Origin of the sequence: Mesorhizobium sp. CA10 (genome assembly GCF_020165285.1) — a bacterium.
Lineage (GTDB): Bacteria > Pseudomonadota > Alphaproteobacteria > Rhizobiales > Rhizobiaceae > Mesorhizobium.
Genome location: NZ_JAIUHV010000004.1, coordinates 20680 through 41486, shown reverse-complemented (window position 1 = coordinate 41486; position 20807 = coordinate 20680). Strand labels below are relative to the sequence as shown.

The window sequence follows — 20807 nt, the reverse complement described above, 5'->3', positions numbered from 1 at the left end:
GCTCACCGCGCGCAGCCGCTGGTCGATGGCGGTCACGCGCGGCATCTTGCCCATATTTCAGCATGAGCCTCGCAATATTGAGTAAAATTGAGTAATTCTGGGTGTAATTATCGCGCATAAATTGTATTAGAAACTCCTTGTTATGTCTATTTCTAATCATTATCGATCAGCGGTAATTTTTTATCTGTACTGTGACGCGAATCCTTGGAACCATAGGCCGGCTTGCAGGTTGGCCTGAAAATCAGCCGCCACCAAGAAAGGAGTGTCCGATGAGTTTCGTCGTCAACGCGGTAGGCGTTCCTCTTTATTATAGCGGCGCTTCCAACCATTGGTTTTCGGCAACGTCCGGACCGACATTCAACGGCAGCAGCGGCAACGACTCAATCTGGGCCTCCAGCGGCGTCAACGTCACCATGTATGGCGGCCAAGGCGACGACATCTATTACCTCTATTCGGCGGGCAACAAGGTGGTCGAGTACGCCGGACAGGGCATCGACACGATCAGCACATGGATGAGCTACACGCTGCCGGACAATGTCGAGAACCTCGTCGTCACCAACGCCCACAACTATGCCTTCGGCAATGCGCTGGACAACATCATCACCGCCAAGGCGGGCGGCCAGACGATCGACGGCGGGGCGGGCAACGATGTGCTGATCGATGGCGGCGGCGGCGCGGATGTTTTCATCATCGCGAAGGGCAACGGCAGCGACTCGATCGTCAATTTCGCCTCGAACGATGCTGTGCGGCTCGATGGTTACGGATTCACTTCGTTCGCCGCCGTCCACAATGCCATGATCCAGGCGGGGCCTAATGTGGTGCTGAACCTCGGATCGGGCGAAATCCTCGAATTCAAGAACACCACGATCGACAAATTCCAGCCCAACCAGTTCCAGCTGCCGATCGACAAATCCGGCATGACGCTGTCCTTCAGCGACGAGTTCAACACGCTGAACCTGCACAACAGCCAGGGCGGCACCTGGGATACCAACTTCTGGTGGGGGGCGCCGAACGGCAGCACGCTAACGCGCAATGGCGAGCTGCAGTGGTATATCGACGCCAATTACGCCCCGACCAGCTCGGTGCATCCCTTCAGCGTGCAGGACGGGGTCCTCACCATTACCGCGGCGCAGGCGCCGGCCGACATCAAGCCGCTGATCAACAATTACGAATACACCTCCGGCATCCTGACCACGCATGACTCCTTCTCGCAGACCTATGGCTATTTCGAAATGAGGGCCGACTTACCGGAACACGCCGGCGCCTGGCCGGCCTTCTGGCTGCTGCCGGAAGACGGCTCCTGGCCGCCGGAGCTGGACGTGATGGAGATGTACGGACAGAAACCGAATTCGCTGCTGATGACCGCGCACACCAACCAGACGGGCCAGCACACCACGGTCGGATCCACCGTGAACGTCATGGACACCGCCGGCTTCCATACCTATGGCCTCCTTTGGACCCCGGACAAGCTGGTGTGGACCTATGACGGCGTGCAGGTCGCGCAAGCGGCGACGCCGTCCGACATGAACAAGCCGATGTACATGCTGGTCGATCTCGCGATCGGCGGACAAGCCGGCGCGCCGCCCGACCATCTCGCCACGCCGGCCCAGATGAAGATCGACTATATCCACGCCTATACGCTGGATGAGCTGCAGCAGAGCCATTTGAACGTCACGGGCGAACACACAGCCTAGGCGGTCGAGCCAATGTCACAGGAGAGCACTCCGGGTGCGATCAGGCAGGCCGGCGTGCGGCCGATGTTTCTGCGCGCCGTAACCGATGTCGGGCTGTTCTCGCTGCTCATCAACCTTCTGCTCCTGGTCATCCCGCTCTACCTGCTCCAGGTCTATGACCGGGTGCTGCCCTCCTCCAGCGTCGAGACGCTCGTCTATCTGTCGGTCATCGCGGTCGCGGCGCTCGGTTTCCTCGGCTTTCTCGACGCCGTCCGAGCCGTCTACACGCAGCGCGTCGCGGCGACGGTCAATGACAGGCTTGGCGCAAGAGCGTTCGCCGCTTCGCTCGGTTCCGGCAATGCGCCGTCGCCGCTCACCGACCTTGCCTCGGTCTGCGCCTTCATCCGCTCGCGCGGTGTTTCGGTGCTGTTCGACCTGCCCTTCGCGCCGGTCTTCCTTGGCCTGCTCTACCTTATCCATCCGCTGCTGTTCTGGGTCACGCTCGGCGGCGAGGCGCTGCTCGTCGTGCTGGTCTTCGCCAACCAGCTTGCCATCGGCAGGAACGATGCGCTCTCGGCGGAGCGTTCGGCCTTGGCCAGCCGGGCCGAGCAGGCCTTCGCCCGCAACGCCGAGACGCTGCGCGCCATGGGCATGGTGGAAAACGCCGCGCGCGCCTGGGGCCGGCATGTGGCGGAAGCGCTTGTCCTGCACGACCGTTCGGCCGGCGCCAACGCCGTCTTCAGCGGCGCGTCGAGAGCGCTGCGCATGATGCTGCAGCTGGCGATCCTCGGCACCGGCGCCTGGCTGGTGCTCAAGGGCGAGATGACGGCCGGCATGATCTTCGCCTCCTCGCTCGTGTCGTCGCGTGCGCTGCAGCCGCTCGACCAATTGATCGGCTCTTGGCGGCAGCTCGGTGAGGCGAGGCGTGCCTGGGCGCGGCTGCGGACCGCGCTCGCGGCGCAACCGGCAGAGACGCGCAAGCTCGTCTTGCCCGACCCGACCGGTGCGATTTCGGCGCAGGATCTTTTCTTTATTGCGCCAGATGCCGCCTTTGGCGTCGAACCGATTCTCAAGCGGTTGAGTTTCGCGATTCAGGCCGGCGAAGCGGTGGCGATCGTCGGCCCGAGCGGTGCCGGAAAGTCGACGCTGGCGCGACTGCTCGTCGGGGCCGCCCAGCCGAGCGGCGGTACGATCAGGATCGACGGCGCGGAGCTCAGGACATGGGACGAAAACCAGCTCGGCCGGCATATCGGCTATCTGGCGCAGGAGGTCGAGCTTTTCCCCGGCTCGATCGCCCACAACATCGCCCGCTTCGACGCGCAGGCGGACGACGCCGCGATCGTGGAAGCGGCAAAGCGCGCCGAGGCGCATGAGCTGATCCTTTCGCTGCGTGACGGCTATCAGACGATGATCGCCGGGACGCTGTCGGGCGGCGAACGGCAGCGGATCGGACTGGCGCGCGCTTTCTACGGCAATCCGCGCATCCTGGTGCTGGATGAGCCGAGCACGCATCTCGACGGCGCCGGAGAGACGGCACTGGAAGCGGTGCTCGCGGCGGCCCGCGCTGCGGGCGTCACCACGATCGTGATCACGCATCGCCCTTCGATCGCCACGGCTTGCGACCGTGTGATGGTCTTGCGCGGCGGCGCGATCGAGGCGTTCGGACCGAGCGCCGAGGTGCTGCGCCAGCCGGGCAAGCAGCGGAACACGGTGGTCACAGGATCGTTCGCGCCGACCATCCGCGCCTCGCACGGCATCGCCACGGGTCCTGGACGATGACGCAGAGCCTCATCCTCGACGGCCGCCCGCGCACCGACTTCCGGCGCACGGCCTTCGCCGGCTATGCGGCGATCGCGCTGATGGTCGGCGGCTTCGGTTATTGGGCGGCGAGTGCGCCGCTGGCAGGCGCGGTGATCACGCAAGGCACGATCGCGGCGACCAGCGGCAACATCCTCATCCAGCATCGCGAGGGCGGTATCATCAGGCAGTTGCTGGTGCATGAAGGCGACCGCGTGCGGGAGGGCCAGGACCTCATCCTGCTCGACCGGACCGCCGCGGAAGCCGATCTCAACCGGCTGACAAGACAATGGATCGCGCTCAAGGCAAGCGCGGCGCGGCTGGAGGCCGAGCGCGACGGCCTAGCCACGCTGGCGCCGATCGCCGACCCCGCGCCGGCGCCGTTCCAGCAGGATTTCGAAAACCTCATCCGCGAGCAGCAGAAGGAATTCGACGCCAGGCTTGCGCGATTCCGGTCGGAGCAGTCGATCCTGGCGCAGCGCGTCGCCATGCATCGCGAGTCGGTCAAAGGGCTGAACGCGCAGAAGGCCGCAATCGAGCAGCAGGCCGAGGTGGTGAAGAAGGAGCTCGGCATCAAGACCGACCTTCTGAACCGGGGCCTTACCGACCGCAGGGAATATTCGCAGCTTTTGCGCTCGGAGGCCGACCTCGTCGGCCAAGCCGGCGCGCTCGAGGCGGACCTCGCCTCGGCCAGCACGCAGATCGTGGAAGCGGCGGCGCAGACCGAGCGCGCCACGACGCAGCGCGTCGAGGAAGCGCTGACGAAGCTCGACGATGTGCGCATCAACCTCGCCGACATCGAGGAGCGGATGCGCGCCGCGCAATCGGTGCTGAAGCGCACGACAATCACCGCGCCGGCGGCGGGCATCGTCGTCTCCTCGACCTACAATTCGCAAGGTAGCGTGGTCGCGCCCGGCGAAAAGATCATGGAGATCCTGCCCACGACCTCGGGCCTGGTGGTCGACGCCAGGCTGCGGCCGAAGGACATCGACCAGGTGCATGTCGGCCAGCAGGCAAAGCTCCGGCTGTCGGCGCTCAACGCGCGCCTGACGCCGGAAGTCCCGGCCACGGTGAGCGAGATCTCTGCCGACCGGTTGATCGACGAGGCCACCCACGAACCCTATTTCCGTGCCAGGCTGAAAATCGCTGATGCCCTGCCCCCCGGCGTGAAGGCGGACCAGCTCTATCCCGGCACCCCGGTCGACACCTTCATCAGCACCGGCAACCGGACCTTCTTCGAATATCTGGTACGCCCGATGATGGACTCGTTCGCACGGGCGTTCAGGGAAAGGTAGGGCAGCCCTTCCGGCCGCCTCGGAACGCCGCTTTGCGCCAGAACCGTCCTCGCTTCGGCACATAGGAGGAGGAAGTGATGACGAAGAAGATGCGGGCGAGCCCCTGCTCGGACTCCTCACTCCGGCCGATACAACTCATCCATGCTAAGCTTCGCCATCTCAGTGAACGGCGCCTGTTTCTTCACTCTACCATGCTCCAGGATCACCAGGTCGTCGCAGAACGAGATGGTGCTGCGGTGGTGGCTGATGACGATCGTGGTGCGGCGGCCGGCGCGCGACTTCAGCGTCTCGACGATCGCCGCTTCCGAAAGCCCATCCACCGCGTTGGTGGCCTCGTCGAGGATCAATATGTCGGGGTCGCGTACAAGAGCGCGGGCGAGCGCGATGCGCTGCCTTTGCCCGGCCGAAAGGTTCACCCCGCGATAGCCGACCACCGTCTGGTAGCCTTGCGGTAGCGTTTCGATGAAGCCGTGCGCCTCGGCAAGCTCGGCGGCGCGGCGGGCCTCCTCGAACGTCGCCGTGTCCTTGCCATAGGTGATATTGTCGAGAATCGTACCGTCGACCAGCTCCAGCTCCTGGCTGGCCAGAGCGATGTGGCGGCGCCAGTCGGCCGGGTCGATCTCGCCGAGCGGCGCGCCGTCGACGAGGATCTTGCCTGCATCCGGCTCGACGAAGCGACAGAGCAGGTTGACGATCGTCGTTTTGCCGGCGCCGGAGCGGCCGATCAACGCCGTCGAGTGCCCGCTCACGATGTCGAAGCTTGCCGCGTGCAGCACCGCCGCGCGCTGCTCCTCATTGGCATAGCTGAAGCTCACGCCCTCGAAGGCGATCTTTTTCGTCAAGGTGGCGAACTGCCGGCTGCCCTCGGGCGGCGCGGGCTTGCCATCGGGATCGAGCAGCCAGGTCACCTCTTCCAGCGAGCCGGAAAGACCCTGCAACTGGCTCCAGGTCATCTGCAAGGCTCTGATATGCGGCTGCAGGCGGTAGAGCAGGATGAGGAAGGCGGCGACCAGCGGGAAACTCAAGCCCGCAAGCCAGGCGCCGATCACCACCGCCAGGAACAGCATGGCGTGCAGAACTTCGGTCAGCGGCCCCAGCGCGCCCTGGCGGTTTGAGAGCAGGAAGGCCGCGCGCCGCACGCCGTCGGATGCCTTTTCGAACGCCGCCTTCTCACGCGCCTCCTGGCCGAAGATGCGGATCAGCCGGCCGGCATGGACGAGATGCAGCATTTGCGAGGCCAGGGCGCTGTTGCGCGCCGAAACATTGCGGCTGGGTGCCCTGAGATGCGCCGACAGCGCCATATGCGCCGCTTGCACCAGCGCCAGCCCCAGCATCACCAGGAGCGTCATCGGCCACGAGAGCAGCAACAGAAAGGCGAGCAGGATGAGCGCCGCCGAAGCGCTGACGATCGCGCTGAGCATACCTTGGATGGCATCCGACGCCCGCCAGGATTCGCTGGAGATGATGTTGAGCAAGCGGCCCGGGCTTTGCCTGAGAAAGAAGGGATAGCCGACATTGAGCAGCCGCTCGGCCAAGGCGCCGCGTATCGCTTGGCTCGCCTTGCCATAGATATGAGCGGTCAGCACCGAATTGGCGAAGGCGAGGAGGTTCTTGAGCAGGATCGAGCCGAGAATAGCGGCCGAAATCGCAATCAGCCGCTCACGCTCGCCTAGCCCGGCGCCGACCTTCTGCAGGAGGGCGGAGAGGCCGGCCATGCCGGTCGTCTCGCCATGGCCCATGATGATGCCAAGCAGCGGGATGATCAACCCGATGCCGAGCCCTTCGAGCGCGGCACTTGCAAGTCCGAGCACGACGACGACGGGCATCAGGCCGAGCTGACGCCGTCCGAGCGCGCGCTGCAATATCGAGAAGATAGGGGCTTTGGGTTCAATCATCGCGCGCCGGCCTCGGCCCTGGCCTCGGTGGTTTCCTGGGCGGGCCGCTCCTGCCGGTCAGGCCGCCCGGCCAGCACCAGGGCCATGAACTTCGCCGCGCCCGCTAGGTTCATCAGCACGATCGGCCAGTGCGACAGGCTGAGCTCCTGGTCGAAGCGCGGACCGCCGAAGAGCTCGCGCGTGGCCGCCCGCGTTGCCCAGTAAAAGTGACGAAGCAGCCACGGGGCGCGGCGCATATGTTTCAGGCAGAGCGCACCGTTGCCGAAATGATAGTCGCGGTGCAGCCGTTCGATCGCCCCGCGGTCGCGCCTTCCATGATGGTGGAAGATCGTCATATCCGGCACATACTCCACCGCCATACCGGCCAGCATGGCGCGCACCAGGTAATCCGTATCCTCGGCCGAGCGCAGCGCTCCGCCGGCGCCGAAGCGTTCGTCGAAGGGACCGATCAAGGCGGCAACATCGCGATGCATGGTCATGTTGCAGCCGAGCACGAAGCCGCCCGGATGGACGGCGCGCGTCAGCCGCTTGCGCTTTTCGCAGCGATTGATGGTGAAGGGCAGGTCCCCGGCGTCGCCGATCTCGACGCGGCCGCCGCGGATCAGCCATTTCTCGCCACTCGCATAATGCCGCTCGAGGTCGACGAGATAGTCGCGGTCGAGCCGGCAATCGTCGTCGACGAAGACCAGCACGCGCCCGCGCGCCCGCGCCATCCCGGCATTGCGCGCCGCCGCCAGTCCGGGCCGTGGCTCACAGATAGCCGTCAGCGCTATATCGGACGCCGTGGCGATCCGCGAGAGATAGTCGGCCGTGCCGTCGCGCGAGCCATTGTCGACCACCACCAGCTCGGCGGCGAAGGCAGGATGCGTCCGGCAGGCGGCGCGGATCGAATCGATGCAGGACTTCAGCACCGCCGCGCGATCACGCGTGCAGACGATGAAAGAGACCTCAGGCCGCTGGTTCGGGCCGGGAGGCGAGCGTAGATGCTGCAGCAGCGGATGGCGATCGGCGTTCATGCCGCCTCCATCCGATAAGGCGCAAGCACGGACGCCGCCGGCGCGGATTTGAGGCGATAGGCGACCCAGTCCGCGCGTTTGCCAGCCCATATCGAAGCCTGGCTCAGCCAGGGCGCCCAGGCGCCGGCGCGCAGCGCGTATTTCTCGCGGCGGCGGATGACGTCCCATTTCGCCGTCAGCGTCAGCAACTCATGCGCCAACGCCGGCCGCTGCTGGTCGTTGACGAGCTGGTAGAGGAAATAGAACAGGTTCAGCGCGCCGGCCTCGAAGCTCGGCCGCGATGCGGCCGGCAACTCGGCGACCCGCTCCTCCAGGCTGCGGATGAACGCGGCCGCGCGGCGCACAGTATCGAACGAAACACTGTCGCCAATGGCGCGCAGATCCTGCGTTTCGTCCGCCAGCCCCTCGCGCTCGAGATTTTCGCCGACAATCCGGAGGTGCGTGCGCCGCATCTCGCTTGTATGCAAGCTGGTCACGCTGCCGGGATGCAGGCGGTAGACGAGCAGGCTTTCCGGCATCAGCGCCGCCGGATAGCGGTCGGCCAGCCGTCGGAAGAGATCGAAATCCTCGGCATGCCGGTAGCGGCCATCGTAATACAGGTCTGCCTCGCCGATGACCCGGCGGTTGTAGACCACCGTCGGGTGCATGAAGATCGTGAAGAACTTCGACAGCACCGGGAGGAGACCGAGGCGGAACACCGGATCCACCCTGCCCCGTGCGACGCGGCCGTGCAGCAGCGTGTCGACAAGCGAGCCGCAGAAGCCGAGTTCGGGCCGCGCGGCAAACAGCGCCGCCTGGCGCGACAGGCGCCAGGGATAGGCAAAGTCGTCGGCATCCATCCGCGCCACCAACTCGCCCCGGGCTATTGACAGCCCCTCGTTGAGGCTGGCGACGAGGCCGCGATTCTCGCGCGAGATTATGGATACGCGGCCGTCCGCCTTGCGGAAGCACTCCAGGATTTCCAGCGACCTGTCGGTCGATCCGTCATTGATGGCGATGATTTCGAGCCGGTCGTAGTCCTGCCGCAGGATCGATTGGATTGCAGCGCCGACATAGAGCTCGGAATTGTAGATCGGCAGCACGACGGAGATGAGCGGGCGTATCATTGTCAGCTCCGGTCCGTCGGCTGCAGATCGAGCGCCGCTTCTGCGCCGGGATATGTGGCGCCGAACCGCCGGGTCTCGCTCGGCGCACGAGCGCGTGGCCGCGCGATATAGGGGAAATAGCGCTTGAAGCTGTTGAGCGGCTTTTCGAACAGCACCCAGGACAGCGAGGCGACAATCAGCGTGGCGGCGCCCGCGACCAGGAAGCGGCCCGGCCCCTCCTCCGAGACGTTGAGCGGGATCCACGGCTGCGCCTTTACGGTGTAAGCGAGGAGGATCGCGTGATAGAGATAGACGCCGTAGCTGATGCGGCCGAGGAAAAGCAGCGGAGGCAGTTCGGCCAGCCAGCCGAGCGTGCCGGGAAGGCCGTTCGAGCACATCGAGACGATCGCCACCAACGGCACCAGCGGCAGCACCTGCACCAGGAGCCAGCGCGGCCATTCCCAGGTCGAGTTCGCCGGCCCCGGATCGGACAAGACGACGAGTAGGAAGAGCGCCACGAAGGCCGGCCAGCCGAACCGCATCCAACGCGGCACGTCGGCGCCCCTGGCGCGACGTACGGCAAGCAGCGCGCCGCAGGCAAGGGCATCCATCGAGGCCGGCGGCAACAGGTCTCGGGCCAGCGCCGGGTTGGCGGCGATCGGCCAGTAGAAGCGGTAGGCGAGCGAGAAGCAGATGAGGCCAATGGTGATCGCCTCGATGCGCCTGCGCGGCGCCAGGAGCACGATCTGCGGCCAGGCGATGTAGAACTGCTCCTCTATGCTGAGGCTCCAGAAATGGCAAAGCAGCCAGGGCGTCCAGTCGTTGCGATGCGCGTACCAGAAGTTCGACAGATAGAGCGCGTGCCAGACGAGCGACGATCCAGCCTGCTCAAGATCGGTAAACCAGACGAAGGCCAGTACCGCGAAATAGGGCGGGAATATTCGGATCGCGCGCCTGGCATAGAAGGAGCGCAGCGCCGATCCAGCCGCGAATTGGTCGGCGTCGCGTGCCTCCAGCAAAAGCCTGGTGATCAGGAAGCCGGAAAGCACGAAGAACAGCCGCACTCCGAGATGACCAAGGAAGGACGTGCCGCCGGGCGCGAAGAAATGCGAATAAAGCACAAGCGTGACGGCAGCAGCCCGGAGCGCGTCAAGCTGGAGGTCGCGACCGCCGGGCATCATTCGCAGCCGCTGGTGCTGACGACATGGCCCGGGCCGGCGGCCGCAACATCCGTGCCGGTCAACGGAAAACGCAAGCGTGCCGACTCCCTAAACCGTATATTCGCCTACGCTAAAGGACTGCGGCACAAAATGGTGCGGTGCAACACAGAATAGTTATCAGCCTGAATGAAAACGTGACCGTTCGCTCCAGGAAATGACACCTCTATGCCGCTATTCTGCCTTTTTTGGCGAAGCGGCAGGCTCCAACCAATGCGGATGCATCAAGCTCTTCGAAGCTTTTGGAGAACCGCTCAGACAACGCCACAATGTAGCCCGGCGACATACCAAAAGGGGTTACCCTCCTCGCTTCCATCTCTCTGGCTCAATCACCGCCTGTAGACATCGCGGCGGCAATGAAACAATCTTCACTGCGGGAACAAAAGCGCTTCGAAGAAAGCGCGGACCTTCGGTGCGCATGAAAAATCGATGGACCTTGTACGATCCACGCCTGGCCTGGATGCTCGTTGCACCGGTGCTTCTGCTGCTGATCTTCTTCCTGGTGCTGCCGATCGCGGTGATGGCGGCCTATACGTTCTTCACCTTCGTCACTGCCGGCGTCGAAACCAGCGCGCTGACCACCGCCAACTGGCAGGAATTCTTCAGCGACAGTTATTATTCCGGCTTCCTGCTGAAGACGTTGAGGGTCGGCGCGATCACCGCGCTGCTATGTGGCGTGCTCGGCTATTTCCCGGCCTATTTCATCTGGGCCACGAGCTTCAGGCACAAATGGCTGCTCTTGCTCCTGCTCATCGTGCCGTTCTGGATCAGCTTCACCATCCGCACCTTTTCCTGGATCAACATCCTTGGCGAACAGGGCGTCATCAATGTCGCGCTGCTCAAAATGGGCATCATCAATGCACCGCTGCCGATGCTCTACAACGAAGGCGCGGTGATCCTGGGGCTGCTGCATTTCCTCCTGCCCTACATGATCCTCAACGTCTATGTCAGCCTCGAGGGCATTGACCGCACGCTGATCTCGGCGGCCCGCTCGATGGGCTGCACCAGCGCGCAGGCGTTCCGCGAGGTGACGTTGCCCCTCTCCCTGCCGGGTCTCGCGGCGGGCCTGCTGCTCTGCTTCGTGCTGGCGGCCGGCAGCTATGTGACGCCGCAGCTTTTGGGTTCGGGCCGCGACGCGCTGTTCGGCAATTTGATCTACGACACCATCATGAGCGAATTGAACTGGCCGATGGGCGCAACGCTGTCGATCGTGCTGTTCCTCGTGCTCGGCTTTTTCGCCGCGATCTACACCCGCTACATGGGCATGTCGCAGATCGTGAAGGGGTTGGGCGGATGAAAGCTGCGCGACCGAACAAGGAAGGCAAATGGGCCTGGCGGCTGACCGGCTTCGTCACGCTCTGCGTCTACATCTTCATGTTCGCGCCGATCGTGGCGACCGTCATCCTGTCGTTCAACGCCTCGATGTTCGGCGGCTTCCCGATGACCGGCTTTTCGCTGCAATGGTATGCCAAGCTGATGGGCAATGAAGCGGTGCTTGCGGCCTTCCGCACCTCGCTGTGGATCGCGCTGGTCACCGCCGCCGTCACTACGGCAATAGGCGTCGTCACGGCCTTCGCGCTGGCGCGCTTCGACTTCCGCGGCAAGCAAGCGCTGAGCACGCTGGTGATCCTGCCGGCGCTGGTGCCGGAAACCATTCTCGGCGTCGGTCTTCTGGTGCTGATCAAGGCGATAGACCAGCCGCGCACCATGCTGCTCCTGGTGCTCGGCCACATCCTGCTTGCGGTGCCCTATGTGGTGCTGATCGCGCAGGCGCGCATGGTCGGCATCCGGCGCGTCTATGAGGAGGCGGCGCTCTCGCTCGGCGCCTCGCGCTTCTCGTCCTTCCGCGAGATCACGCTGCCGCTGCTCATCCCGGCGGTCGTCGGTGGCGCGCTGCTCGCCTTCACCATTTCGTTCGACAACACGTCGGCCAGCCTGTTCTGGCGGCCGGCAGGCGTCGAGACGATGCCTACGCAAATCCTTTCGATGCTGAAAATCTCGATCAGCCCGGAGATCAACGCGCTCGGCACCGTGATGATTGTGGTGACCGTCGGCATCCCGCTGATCGGCGGCCTGCTGATGCAAAGCCTGACAAAACTGAGAAGACGCGGCGAACCCAAGGAGGAAGCACGATGAAACTGACCACCACCAAGCGGCTGGAGCGGCTGCACGACCGCTATGTCAACGGCGATCTCAGCCGACGGACGTTCCTGAGTCTGACCGCGGCTGCCGCGGCCTCGGCCGGCCTCTCCATGCCGTGGATGAGCCGGGCGCTTGCCGCGGTCGAGCAGGTGCGCTTCGACGGCTGGGGCGGAACGGTGCAGGACGCGATCGACAAATATGCTTTCCAGCCCTACACGGCCAAGACCAAGATCAAGGTGGTGCAGGGCACGTTCGGCGACGAGAACGAGATCATCACCAAGATAAAGACGGCCAAGCCCGGCGATTTCCAGATCGTCCATTCGTCCGGCGTCAACTATTACATCAAATATATCAATGCCGGGATGAACTCGGAGATCAACGAGGCCAACATTCCCAACATGGCGAATGTGCTGCAGCCGATGATCGAGCCGTTCCGCAAGCTTACGCCGAAGCTGTCGGCCGTGCCTTACGATTATGGCACCACCGGCATCGCCTACAACACCAAGGTGATCTCGCCGGAAGAAGCCAAGGAAAAGGGCGCCGCACTTCTGCTCGATAAGAAATATGCCGGCAAGGTCGGCGGCTATTCCGACATGACCACCCGCGTCTGGTACGCGGCTCTCGCCACCGGACAAGATCCCAACAATCTCAAGGACATGGACGCGATCTGGGCCAAGGTGCGCGAGACGCGCGACCTCGCCAAGAAGTTCTGGAGCTCCGGCGCGGAGCTGATGGACCTGCTCTCCAAGGGCGAGATCGTGGTGACCGACGCCTGGTCGGGCCGCGTCGCGGCGCTGCAGGACCAGGGCCACCCGATCGGCTATCTCGATCCGGCCGGCTCCTATGCCTGGATGGAGGACATGCTGATCCTGAAAGGCTCGCCGATGGCCGAGTGCGAGGAGCTGATCAACTTCATGCTCGATCCGGCGACCTCGATCGCGGTGGCCGAAGGCCAGAGCTATCCGCCGTCGCTCGACCCAAACAAGGTCAAGCTGACCGACAAGATCGCGAAGCTGCCGGCCTTCGATCCGACCGGCACCATGAAGGCGTTGACCTTCGCCGATCCGGTCTATTGGGCGACCAACGAGGACGCCTGGACAAAGCAGTGGAACAGGATCTCGAAAGGTGCCTGACAGCCAGGGCACGACACTCAATCCCCGGCCGGCCTCGGCCGGGGCGGAAGGCGCGAGCGCGGGCGCCGGGGCGAGCAGCCCGGCGGTCGAGTTCCGCAACATCGACATAGCCTATGGCAAGTTCGTCGCGGTGCGCGATTTCTCGCTGTCGATCGGCAAGGGCAGCTTCGTCACGCTGCTCGGCCCTTCGGGCTGCGGTAAGACGACGATCCTGCGCTCCATCGCGGGGCTGGTCGATATTTCTGCCGGCCAGATCATGATCGGCGGCCGGCGGGTTGACGACGTGCCGATCTACAAGCGCAATATCGGGCTGGTGTTCCAGAGCTATGCGCTGTTTCCGCACAAGAGCGTGTTCGACAATGTCGCCTTCGGGCTGAAATACCGCAACGTCGCCAAGCCCGAGATCAAGCGCAAGGTCGGCCTGGCGCTCGACATGGTGCGGCTGCCGGGCAGCGAGAAGAAACTGCCCTCGCAATTGTCGGGCGGCCAGCAGCAGCGCATTGCGCTGGCGCGCGCCATCGTCTTCGAGCCGCAGGTGCTTCTGCTCGACGAACCGCTCTCGGCCCTCGACGCCAACATGCGCGAGGAAATGCGCGTCGAGATCAAGAAGATCCAGAAGGAAACCGGCATCACCGCCATCTTCGTCACGCACGACCAGGAAGAGGCGCTGTCCATGTCGGACCGCATCGTGGTGATGAATGCCGGCTCGGCCGAGCAGGTCGGCACGCCGGAAGAGGTCTATGAGCGGCCGGCCACCGCCTTCGTCGCCGACTTCCTCGGCAAGGCCAACATGCTGTCAGGCACGGCGAGCCGATCCGACGGGCCGACCATCGTCACGCTGACCAGCGGCCAGACGATCAATGTCCTGTCACCCAGGCCGCTGCCGCAGGGAAGCGCCGTTACCGTCGTGGTGCGGCCGCAGAAACTCGCGGTGGGCGCCAAGGCGAGCGCCAACCGGTTGTCAGGCCGAGTCGTGTCGGCCTCCTATCTCGGCGGCAGCGCCATTTACGAGGTCGACATAGGCGGCAAGACGAACATCCGCGCCAACGCCCCGATCGACGGCCGGGTGCTGCGCGAAGGCGAAGCGATCGAACTGGGCTTCGACGCCGACGACTGCGTCTTGCTGGACGAGACCGGGCGGCGGATTTCCTGAGGGCCGCGACTGCTGCTGCCCCGCAAAGTGCCTCAGTTTGAATTTTCAGGGAACAACACAATAGATCGGTCGCCATGACCAACATGCAGGCGACCGGTCGCGTGGTTCAGCCTCAAGCGACACAAATAAGGCACCGACATCCCCTCGGGAAGCGCGCCGGCTTGTTCCACTCGTCCGAGTTCGGCCATGGATTTTCGCAAAATCTTCTCGATCTCGGACGTGCGGCGACTGCGCTCGGCGAATAGAGACCGTTCGAGCAACTCGGGGCGGCGGTTGGCCACGGCCGCGAACAGTACTCTGAGATCGTCATGAGATCGGCCATCAAGTTGCTCCAACGCGGCAACAAACGGCTCAAGCAGGCGATGCCGCCTCATTCCTCGCGCTCTCTTCTATACGACCCGCGCGTCCCCAGCCGCGCTAACTCGATGTTTCTGCAAGCCTACAAAATCTCTATTTCCACGGCAATTTCGACGCCCGCTCCAACGCTCGTTCCCCCGGTCGTAAGCCACAAGTCCGCCCATCGACGACGCGAACGGTCGCGCCGCAAAAGATGGAGGCGACGATGACGACTTTGGAACACACCGCCCATGAAACCAGCCGATCGGGTCTCGGCCCGATCAATTTTGCCGGCCGTGCGCTGCGCCTTGTCTACCGTGCAATGAGGATGCGCAGCGACCGCGCCGCCATGCAGGCTATGCCCGATTATCTACTCAAGGACTTGGGTATCGCCCGTTCTGAAATCGATCATTACACCTCGATGCGCTACGCCTCCGACACCAACGGGATGGACATCCGCAGCGCCCGCTGACCGCCCATGGCGATCGTCGCCACGCCGTCGACAGGCCCCGGGCTTCCCCACGCCCGGGGCTGTTGCGTTCCGGCGCATTCGGGTCAAGACACTTCGTTTCAAACGATACGCCCGACGCAATTTCCACGGTAGGCGTATGAAAAATTCCACGGTCTCATCCACTCTCGTTCAAACGCTCCATCGGCAAACAGAGGCCGTCACGGCAACCAAGCCGCAAACGAACCTTTGGAGATGAAGATGCAACCCAACACCAAACCTGCACGGCTTCCGCTCAATGGCGTCGACACGCCGAACCTTTTGGCGACGATCAATTTCGTCGCCGGGCAGCCGGAGCTGGCCAAGTTCCAGTTCCGTGCTCACAACGAGTGGATCGAGGGCACGCACAGCAAGACCGTCATGAACGGCTTCTTCGGCGCCGGACAGGAGCAGAAGCACGAGAAGCCGCATTATGCCGATGCCGATCATCCGGCGATCTTGTGCGGCGCCGACAATGCGCCGACCCCGGTCGAGTGGCTGCTGCACGGGCTGGCGGGCTGCCTGATGGCGGGCGTCGCCAACATCGCCGCCGCGCGCGGCATCAAGCTCACCAAGGTGAAATGCTCGGTCGACGGCGACATCGACCTGCGCGGCATTCTCGGCATCTCCGACGAGGTCCGCAACGGTTTCCAGAACATCCAGGTGTCGTTCGAGATCGAAGGCGATGCGCCGGCCGAGAAGCTCCAGCAGCTGGTCGAGCAGTCGCGCGCCCGTTCGGCCGTGTTCGACGTGCTGACCAAAGGCGTGCCGGTCACCGTCGGCATCAAGACCATCCAGTAAGCAGGCCGGCGGTCCGGAACCGATCCGGGCCGCCGCCTCCCGAGACGGAAATGAACCATGAGACGCTCGGACGTCGTCATCATCGGCGCGGGCCAGGCCGGGCTTGCGCTCAGCCATTGCCTCGGCCAGGCCGGCATCGACCATGCCGTGCTGGAGCGCGGCCGCATCGGCGAGCGCTGGCGTTCGCAGAGCTGGCGCTCGCTCAGGCTGCTCACGCCGAACTGGCTGAACGCCTTGCCCGGCTCGCCCTATGAGGGCGGCGATCCGGACGGCTTCATGACCAAGGAGGCTTTCGTGGAAAGCCTGGAACGCTACGCCTGGGAATGGCATGCACCCGTCGAGAGCAATGTCGAGGTCATCGCTGCCAGGCGGACCGTCGAAGGCTTTGCCTTGCGCACCAGCGCCGGCGAGCTGTTGGCGCGAGCGGTCGTCGTCGCGACGGGACATTGCGACCGGGCGGTCATCCCTTTTTCGGCTGAGATGCTTCGCGGACCGCTCAGCATCCACGCTTCGCAATATCGCTCGCCTGGCGAGCTGCCGGGCGGCGGTGTGCTGGTTGTCGGCGCCTCGTCCTCCGGCGTGCAGATCGCCGACGAGCTCGTCCGCGCCGGGCGGCGCGTGGTGCTTTCGGTCGGCAAGCATACACGCCTGCCCAGAACATGGCGCGGCCAGGATATCTTCTTCTGGCTTTGCGAAATGGGCTTGATGGCACAGCGCCAGGAAGACCTCGCCGATCCGGAAGGCGCCCGGCGCCAACCATCGCTGCAGCTCGCCGGCCGACCGGACAGGGCAGATGTCGACCTCGCCACGCTACAGGCGCTCGGCGTGGAACTCACCGGGCGGGTGCATGGCGTCGGCGACCGCGAGATCGGCTTCGCCGGCGATCTTGGCCAGCACATCGCGGCAGCCGAAGCGAAGCAGGCGCGCCTACTCGACCAGATCGATCGCTTCGCGGGTATGACGACATCGTACCGGCCCGAGCCGGTGGCGACGCCGGCGACGTGCGCGGCGCGGCTTTCGCTGACGGACGGATCGATCCGCAGCATCGTCTGGGCAACCGGCTATGCGCGCTCGTTCGGCTGGCTGGAGCCGCTGGCGCTCGGCGCCGATGGCGAGCTGGCGCATCAGGGCGGCGTCACCAGCGTGCCGGGTCTCTACGCGCTCGGCTTCCGCTTTCTGCGCAAACGCGATTCCAACTTCATCGGCGGCGTCGGCGCGGATGCCGAGGCGATCACCGCTGAAATCTCCCGTTATCTCGATTGCAACGCCCGCAAGGCGGCCTGAGGACATTGAACATGGCAAACAACCTCATCTCCCTGATGGCCGCTCCGAAGCATAGCCATTACGACGCTATCGTCGTCGGCGCGCGCTGCGCGGGCGCGGCGACGGCGATGCTGCTTGCGCGCGCCGGCCTCAAGGTGCTTGCGATCGACCGCAAGCCTTATGGATCCGACATGCTGTCGACGCATGCGCTGATGCGACCGGCCGTGTTGCAGCTTTGGCGCTGGGGTCTGCTCAAGCCGCTGCTCAAGGCCGGCACGCCGCTCATCGAGACGACGACCTTCCATTATGGCGACGAGGAGATCACCATCCCCCTTGCCGCTAGCTCGGACCTCCCCGGCCTCATCGCGCCGCGGCGCACCGTGCTCGACCGCATCCTGGTCGATGCGGCGCGCAAGGCCGGCGCGGAGATCCTGCACGAGGTCGCGGTCGGCGGTCTTTTTGCCGACACGCGTGGCCGCGTGCGCGGCATCGAGATCCGCGCCGCCGGCCGTACTGCCGTGCGGGTCAGCGCCGATATCGTCGTCGGCGCCGATGGCATCGGCTCGCTGGTGGCAAAATGCGTCGACGCCCAGCCCTTGCGGCGCGGCGCGGTGTCGGCTGCCCATGTCTATGGCTATGCGCCAGTCGAGCCGGGCGCCGGCTATCACTGGTACTTCCGCGACGGGATCGCCGGCTCGTTAATCCCGACCAATGACAGCCTCGCCTGCATCGTCGCTTCGGTGCCGACAGGCCTGTTCGACCAGCGCTTCCGCCTCGGCCACGCCCGCGCCCGGATGGATGTGCTCGAGACGCTTTCCCCGACACTGGCAGCACAGGCGGCCCGGGCACCCAAGGATGCGCGCCTGCAGGCGTTCCGCGGCGTGCCGGGCTATATCCGCCAGCCGCACGGCCCGGGCTGGGCGCTGGTGGGCGACGCCGGCTTCTTCCGCGATCCGATCACCTCGCACGGCATTTCCGACGCGCTGCGCGACGCCGAGAGCCTCGCGCGGGCAATCCTCAGTGGGTCCGAGGCAGCATTCGCGGTCTGGCAGCAGCAGCGCGACATGATCGCCAACCAGATCCTCGACACCACGGACGCCATCGCCGGCTTCGATTGGACGCTTGACGATCTCGGCGAGCGGCATCGCCGATTCAGCGCCGTCCTGAAGGCCGAGGTGCAGGCGCTGGCCGGGCAACCCATGCCGGCCCGCCGCGCTACCGCATCGAAGCCCTCGACCTATCGAGCGCCGGCCAACCAGGACGGGCCGCCGGCCGATTTTTCCCGCAACCGAACTGGAGCAAGACCATGACTGTGCATGTGATGAAGGACGGGTGGATCGGTGTCATCAAGGGCCGGCCAAAGGTGGGCGCCTTTGCCGAACGCTCGCGGCGCACGCAGCCGCAGGATATCGACGCCTTTGCCGAGATGACCGGCGATCGTAATCCGCTGCATTACGACAAGGCGCTGGCCGAGGCTTCGGTCTTCGGCAAGCTCATCGTGCAGGGCGGCGTCACGTCCGGCATCCTGAACGCGGTGGTCGCGGAAGACCTCCCCGGCCCCGGCTCGGTGTTCCTCGAAGTCTCGTGGAAATTCGTCAAGGCGGTCGGCGTTGGCGAAATGATCACCGGCCGCGTCGAGGTCAAGGACGTGCGCGCCGACAAGCCGATCACGAAGCTGGAGACATCGGTGCGCAACGAAGCGGGCGAGCTTTGCCTCACCGGCACGGCGACGGTGTTCACCGTGCCGCTCATCGGCGGCTGAGGGCTTCGCGAGTGCCCGGTTACCCGCCCGCCGTCTCGGCGATGAAGGCGCGGACGTGGTCTATGAACTCCTCGAAGGCGGGCTCGCCTTCGAGGAGGATGTGGTTCTGGCTATCGAGCTCGATGAAGCGCGCGCCGGGAATGCCGGCGGCCATGGTGCGGCCCGACTCCACCGGCGCCACGTTGTCGTCGCGCGCATGCAACACCAGGGTCGGCACGCGCACCTTGTCCAGCAAGTCGCTGACATCGATCACCGAAAAGGCGTTCTGAAGACGCCAGGCATCGTCGGGCGAGACGGTGCGCAGCATCAAATCGTCCATCCAGGCGAAATGCTCGTGCGTGGCGCCGGGGATGAACATGGAACAGAAGGCCTGGCGAAACATCGGGTTCGACTTGCCCCAGCTCTCGCGCATCAGCGTCGCCACGGCCTCGCGCGTCGCGATCTCGCCGGCATCGCCGCGCGCCCGCCAGCCTTTGACGTAGCCGCCGTAGAGGATCATGCCCGACACTCTCTCGGGGTGGCGGATGGCATAGGCGATCGAAACCGCGCAGCTCTGCGACAGGCCGAGCAAGGTAAAGCGGTCGAGCCCGGTTGCCTCGACCACGCATTCGAGGTCCGACACCATGGTTTCGAACGAGATGTCGACGACGTGCCTTTGCGACAGGCCATTGCAGCGCTCGTCATAGCGCACCAGCCGGTTGTGACGTGACAATTCCCGCATCCAATGCCGCCAGATCGGGCTGTCCCAGTCGAAGGTGAGATGCGACATCCAGTGCGCGGCGCGCAAGATCGCCGGGCCAATGCCGGTGCTGGCATGGGCGAGCCTGGTGCCGTCGAGAGCCCGGCAGAACTGCACGGCGCGGCCGGGATCCTGCGGCGACGCAGCAGGCCTCGACGGCGCCTGCGGCGGCTTGGACGAAGCAGGTTGCTGCGCGCGGCCGGTGGCTTGGGCGGCGACCGACCGGACCTTCTCCTCCAGCGCCTCGATCTCGGCGGCGATGCTGGCGTCGTCGGGTGCCAGGCGGCGCAGGCGCCGGGCGAACGGCAGCGCGCGTCGCGGCTCATTCCCCAGGCGCTCGACCAGCTCGCGCAGGATGCCAAGCTCGACGATCTCGACCTCGCTGGCGATGGCCTGCCGCCAGGCTTCATAGTCGAAGCAGCGTTCGAGCGAGAGATCGGCGAGAAAGCCGCCTCGGATCGAGGCCAGGGCGGCTTCGAGCTCCTCGGTCGAGCGTGATGAAAGATCGGCCTTCACCAGCGGCGCCAGCCGCGCATAGTCCGTCTCGACATTGAGCGCGACAGCATTGCGATCGGCGGCAAGAACGGATTCGTCGGCGCCCAGCACCTGGCGGATCTTGGACAGGCTCCAGCGCAAGGCGCCGCGCGGATCGTCCGGGATGTCCCAGAATATCTCGCACAGCCGCTCGCGCTGGTGCTGCCTGGCGGTGACGGCGAGGTAGGCGAGCAGCGCCCGCGTCTTGCGAGATGGCGGCAGGTGAAGCGGCTCGCCGTCGCGCCTGACCTGAAAATCGCCAAGCACGCGCAGTTCCAGCATGTGCTGACCGCCGTTCATGCGTCCACACGCTTGTCGATCGCCATGATCCCCTTCGGCCTTGGCCGACGCTGCGAAGGGGCAGCCAATAGCAAAATTGGCTAATTTAGGAAAGCTTGGTCCGGACGGCTCACCGCCCGAGGAACCAGATCGACCTGGCGGCTCGGGCAGCCGCATATGTCCATCAAGGCACGTGGCCG

The 20807-nt window shown here is 64.9% G+C and carries 18 protein-coding genes; 12 read left to right on the top strand and 6 right to left on the bottom strand.

The annotated features are described in order from the left end of the window. Window positions 1-269: 269 nt before the first annotated feature. Genes LB535_RS10390 through LB535_RS10380 form a run of 3 tightly spaced genes read left to right on the top strand, consistent with a single transcriptional unit; the run spans window position 270 to window position 4765 of the window. Window positions 270-1694 (top strand): family 16 glycosylhydrolase, encoded by a 1425-nt coding sequence (locus LB535_RS10390; RefSeq protein WP_224632115.1) that lies wholly within the window; start codon window positions 270-272, stop codon window positions 1692-1694. Window positions 1695-1706: 12 nt separating this feature from the next. Beyond that, complete coding sequence (locus tag LB535_RS10385; protein ID WP_224632114.1) at window positions 1707-3452, top strand: type I secretion system permease/ATPase; 1746 nt, start codon at window positions 1707-1709, stop codon at window positions 3450-3452. After that, complete coding sequence (locus LB535_RS10380) at window positions 3449-4765, top strand: HlyD family type I secretion periplasmic adaptor subunit (protein WP_224632113.1); 1317 nt, start codon at window positions 3449-3451, stop codon at window positions 4763-4765. Before LB535_RS10385 ends, LB535_RS10380 begins: the two co-directional genes overlap by 4 nt. A gap of 116 nt (window positions 4766-4881) precedes the next feature. Here LB535_RS10380 and LB535_RS10375 read toward each other — a convergent pair whose 3' ends face one another. Genes LB535_RS10375 through LB535_RS10360 form a run of 4 tightly spaced genes read right to left on the bottom strand, consistent with a single transcriptional unit; the run spans window position 4882 to window position 9939 of the window. Next, the gene (locus LB535_RS10375; RefSeq protein WP_224632112.1) at window positions 4882-6660 is read right to left on the bottom strand and encodes an ABC transporter ATP-binding protein; all 1779 of its coding nucleotides are present in this window, start codon (window positions 6658-6660) and stop codon (window positions 4882-4884) included. Further along, entirely contained in the window at window positions 6657-7676 is a 1020-nt protein-coding gene (locus LB535_RS10370) for a glycosyltransferase family 2 protein (RefSeq protein WP_140845403.1), read from the bottom strand. The genes LB535_RS10375 and LB535_RS10370 overlap by 4 nt, the downstream gene beginning before the upstream one ends. Next, window positions 7673-8782, bottom strand: coding sequence for a glycosyltransferase family 2 protein (locus LB535_RS10365; protein WP_224632111.1), 1110 nt, complete (start codon window positions 8780-8782; stop codon window positions 7673-7675). Before LB535_RS10365 ends, LB535_RS10370 begins: the two co-directional genes overlap by 4 nt. Before the next feature lie 2 nt (window positions 8783-8784). Then, window positions 8785-9939 carry an acyltransferase family protein gene (locus LB535_RS10360; protein WP_224632362.1) on the bottom strand — a complete coding sequence of 385 codons (1155 nt, stop codon included), beginning with the start codon at window positions 9937-9939 and terminating at the stop codon, window positions 8785-8787. Between the two features lie 457 nt (window positions 9940-10396). On the opposite strand from LB535_RS10360, the gene LB535_RS10355 reads away from it, so the two are divergent. From LB535_RS10355 to LB535_RS10340, 4 genes are read left to right on the top strand one after another with little or no spacing between them, the layout of a single operon-like run. Next, entirely contained in the window at window positions 10397-11275 is an 879-nt protein-coding gene (locus tag LB535_RS10355; RefSeq protein ID WP_224632110.1) for an ABC transporter permease, read from the top strand. Beyond that, on the top strand, window positions 11272-12114 hold the full coding sequence (locus tag LB535_RS10350) for an ABC transporter permease (protein ID WP_224632109.1): 843 nt from the start codon (window positions 11272-11274) through the stop codon (window positions 12112-12114). Before LB535_RS10355 ends, LB535_RS10350 begins: the two co-directional genes overlap by 4 nt. Next, a complete protein-coding gene (locus LB535_RS10345) occupies window positions 12111-13253 on the top strand; it encodes an ABC transporter substrate-binding protein (RefSeq protein ID WP_140700384.1) in 1143 nt (380 codons plus the stop codon). Before LB535_RS10350 ends, LB535_RS10345 begins: the two co-directional genes overlap by 4 nt. Continuing rightward, window positions 13246-14406, top strand: a complete 1161-nt coding sequence (locus tag LB535_RS10340) for an ABC transporter ATP-binding protein (RefSeq protein WP_224632108.1) — start codon at window positions 13246-13248, stop codon at window positions 14404-14406. The genes LB535_RS10345 and LB535_RS10340 overlap by 8 nt, the downstream gene beginning before the upstream one ends. 32 nt (window positions 14407-14438) lie before the next feature. On the opposite strand, the gene LB535_RS10335 is transcribed toward LB535_RS10340, so the two are convergent. Further along, window positions 14439-14780 (bottom strand): hypothetical protein, encoded by a 342-nt coding sequence (locus LB535_RS10335; RefSeq protein ID WP_224632107.1) that lies wholly within the window; start codon window positions 14778-14780, stop codon window positions 14439-14441. Between the two features lie 188 nt (window positions 14781-14968). On the opposite strand from LB535_RS10335, the gene LB535_RS10330 reads away from it, so the two are divergent. From LB535_RS10330 to LB535_RS10310, 5 genes are all read left to right on the top strand, one after another. Then, window positions 14969-15214 carry a DUF1127 domain-containing protein gene (locus LB535_RS10330; protein WP_176477070.1) on the top strand — a complete coding sequence of 82 codons (246 nt, stop codon included), beginning with the start codon at window positions 14969-14971 and terminating at the stop codon, window positions 15212-15214. A 237-nt stretch (window positions 15215-15451) separates the two neighbouring features. Next, window positions 15452-16030, top strand: a complete 579-nt coding sequence (locus LB535_RS10325; RefSeq protein ID WP_224529713.1) for an OsmC family protein — start codon at window positions 15452-15454, stop codon at window positions 16028-16030. Between the two features lie 57 nt (window positions 16031-16087). Further along, complete coding sequence (locus LB535_RS10320; RefSeq protein WP_224632106.1) at window positions 16088-17314, top strand: flavin-containing monooxygenase; 1227 nt, start codon at window positions 16088-16090, stop codon at window positions 17312-17314. A gap of 11 nt (window positions 17315-17325) precedes the next feature. Then, window positions 17326-18603, top strand: coding sequence for an NAD(P)/FAD-dependent oxidoreductase (locus LB535_RS10315; protein ID WP_224632105.1), 1278 nt, complete (start codon window positions 17326-17328; stop codon window positions 18601-18603). Next, window positions 18600-19055 carry a MaoC family dehydratase gene (locus tag LB535_RS10310; protein WP_224632104.1) on the top strand — a complete coding sequence of 152 codons (456 nt, stop codon included), beginning with the start codon at window positions 18600-18602 and terminating at the stop codon, window positions 19053-19055. Before LB535_RS10315 ends, LB535_RS10310 begins: the two co-directional genes overlap by 4 nt. A gap of 19 nt (window positions 19056-19074) precedes the next feature. Here the strand turns inward: LB535_RS10310 and LB535_RS10305 are convergent, their stop codons facing one another. Continuing rightward, entirely contained in the window at window positions 19075-20628 is a 1554-nt protein-coding gene (locus LB535_RS10305) for an alpha/beta fold hydrolase (protein ID WP_224632103.1), read from the bottom strand. Between the last annotated feature and the right edge of the window lie 179 nt (window positions 20629-20807).

Excerpts from the sequence above, each read along its gene's own strand:
- LB535_RS10390 (WP_224632115.1), top strand. The coding sequence starts at position 270 with ATGAGTTTCGTCGTCAACGCGGTAGGCGTTCCTCTTTATTATAGCGGC.
- LB535_RS10385 (WP_224632114.1), top strand. The coding sequence starts at position 1,707 with ATGTCACAGGAGAGCACTCCGGGTGCGATCAGGCAGGCCGGCGTGCGG.
- LB535_RS10380 (WP_224632113.1), top strand. The coding sequence starts at position 3,449 with ATGACGCAGAGCCTCATCCTCGACGGCCGCCCGCGCACCGACTTCCGG.
- LB535_RS10375 (WP_224632112.1), bottom strand. The coding sequence starts at position 6,660 with ATGATTGAACCCAAAGCCCCTATCTTCTCGATATTGCAGCGCGCGCTC.
- LB535_RS10370 (WP_140845403.1), bottom strand. The coding sequence starts at position 7,676 with ATGAACGCCGATCGCCATCCGCTGCTGCAGCATCTACGCTCGCCTCCC.
- LB535_RS10365 (WP_224632111.1), bottom strand. The coding sequence starts at position 8,782 with ATGATACGCCCGCTCATCTCCGTCGTGCTGCCGATCTACAATTCCGAG.
- LB535_RS10360 (WP_224632362.1), bottom strand. The coding sequence starts at position 9,939 with ATGCCCGGCGGTCGCGACCTCCAGCTTGACGCGCTCCGGGCTGCTGCC.
- LB535_RS10355 (WP_224632110.1), top strand. The coding sequence starts at position 10,397 with ATGAAAAATCGATGGACCTTGTACGATCCACGCCTGGCCTGGATGCTC.
- LB535_RS10350 (WP_224632109.1), top strand. The coding sequence starts at position 11,272 with ATGAAAGCTGCGCGACCGAACAAGGAAGGCAAATGGGCCTGGCGGCTG.
- LB535_RS10345 (WP_140700384.1), top strand. The coding sequence starts at position 12,111 with ATGAAACTGACCACCACCAAGCGGCTGGAGCGGCTGCACGACCGCTAT.
- LB535_RS10335 (WP_224632107.1), bottom strand. The coding sequence starts at position 14,780 with ATGAGGCGGCATCGCCTGCTTGAGCCGTTTGTTGCCGCGTTGGAGCAA.
- LB535_RS10330 (WP_176477070.1), top strand. The coding sequence starts at position 14,969 with ATGACGACTTTGGAACACACCGCCCATGAAACCAGCCGATCGGGTCTC.
- LB535_RS10325 (WP_224529713.1), top strand. The coding sequence starts at position 15,452 with ATGCAACCCAACACCAAACCTGCACGGCTTCCGCTCAATGGCGTCGAC.
- LB535_RS10320 (WP_224632106.1), top strand. The coding sequence starts at position 16,088 with ATGAGACGCTCGGACGTCGTCATCATCGGCGCGGGCCAGGCCGGGCTT.
- LB535_RS10315 (WP_224632105.1), top strand. The coding sequence starts at position 17,326 with ATGGCAAACAACCTCATCTCCCTGATGGCCGCTCCGAAGCATAGCCAT.
- LB535_RS10310 (WP_224632104.1), top strand. The coding sequence starts at position 18,600 with ATGACTGTGCATGTGATGAAGGACGGGTGGATCGGTGTCATCAAGGGC.
- LB535_RS10305 (WP_224632103.1), bottom strand. The coding sequence starts at position 20,628 with ATGAACGGCGGTCAGCACATGCTGGAACTGCGCGTGCTTGGCGATTTT.